A 1130-nucleotide genomic window follows, 5' to 3' on the forward strand; every position below is an offset into this window, starting at 1 on the left:
CCGGGACGTGGCCAAGATAGCTCGATAGCCAATTTCTCGTGCCAAGGCACTCGCCAGGAGAAGAGATTCTCGTGTTTTTCGCTCTCTCAGGAGCTCTGGAGGATGTTTTTTTGACAGAACAGACGCACCAGTCCCTCAGCACCCAGGACTGATTCTTTGAGCCGATGTTGTCGGGGACGGAAGAACCTATCCAGGCGGCGACCAAGCAGGATGCTGCTTGAGATTGGCCAGGATCTGGGCAATATCACTGGCGTAGGGATACGCTTCCGAGAAGGACAGCCAGACCTTGCGCGCTGTCAGGCGCAGGCGGGCACCGATTTTCAGCAGCTTCAGGCGGATCGTCGTGCTCTGGGCCTTGGCGAACGCCGTACCGGTCAGCCCCAGCCGGCGCAGGCCATGCAGCAGGACATAGGCAAAGGAAGAGAAGTACAGCCGCAGTTGGTTCGCCCGTAAGGTGGCACTACTGGTGCGATCAGCAAACAGCCCCAGTTGTTGTTCCTTGATACGGTTCTCCATTTCCCCTCGGGCACAGTAGCGTTCTTCGTAAAGCGACTGGGCATCGGCCTCGTTGGAACTGAGGCTGGTAACGACAAAACGCGGATTGGCCTTACCTGGCAGGTATTCGGCCTTGCCGATCACCCGCCGTTCACAGGACCAGGATTTGCGCGTGCGGTAGCGGAAGTCACGGAAACACCGGGCGGCCTCGCCGGTGCGCTCACAGGCCAGGCGGGCCTCTTCCATTTCTTTGCCCAAGGCCCGTTGCAGACGCTTGTTGCGCGCCAGACCCAGAACATAGCCTACGTTGTTAATCAGCGTGCAAAACTGACCAGGAATTTGGGGGAAACAGCGTCGAATTTTGACCACCCCCTGAAGTCTGTCATCCTCCGGTTTTTTACCGGAGTAACCTGGGATTGTTATGCATGGAAACCATTGCCAAGATTCGTCGCCGTCATGAAGTGAACGGTGAAACCATCAGTGAGATTGCCCGTCGTTTTAACCTGTCGCGCAATACCGCCCGCCGTCTGTTTGAGGACCTTCAGGGCGCGGGCTATGTCGGGGCTTACGACAGCGTACAGCGTTTTGTGAAGCACTGGAAACAGGCCCGTCCCGCACTGACCCAGGCCTTTGTG

At 57.5% G+C, this 1130-nt stretch carries 2 protein-coding genes; one reads left to right on the top strand and one right to left on the bottom strand.

Features of this window, described 5'->3' with window-relative positions; translation table 11 throughout:
- Positions 1–186 precede the first annotated feature (186 nt).
- The gene (locus ACOCD2_RS21205) at positions 187–864 is read right to left on the bottom strand and encodes a transposase (RefSeq protein WP_293644165.1); all 678 of its coding nucleotides are present in this window, start codon (positions 862–864) and stop codon (positions 187–189) included.
- A gap of 56 nt (positions 865–920) precedes the next feature.
- Here ACOCD2_RS21205 and ACOCD2_RS21210 point away from each other — a divergent pair.
- Positions 921–1130: helix-turn-helix domain-containing protein (locus tag ACOCD2_RS21210; RefSeq protein ID WP_293653444.1), on the top strand; the 210-nt coding region annotated here is incomplete at its 3' end.

Origin of the sequence: Thiolapillus sp., from assembly GCF_048562965.1 — a bacterium.
GTDB classification, from domain to species: domain Bacteria; phylum Pseudomonadota; class Gammaproteobacteria; order Chromatiales; family Chromatiaceae; genus Thiolapillus; species Thiolapillus brandeum_A.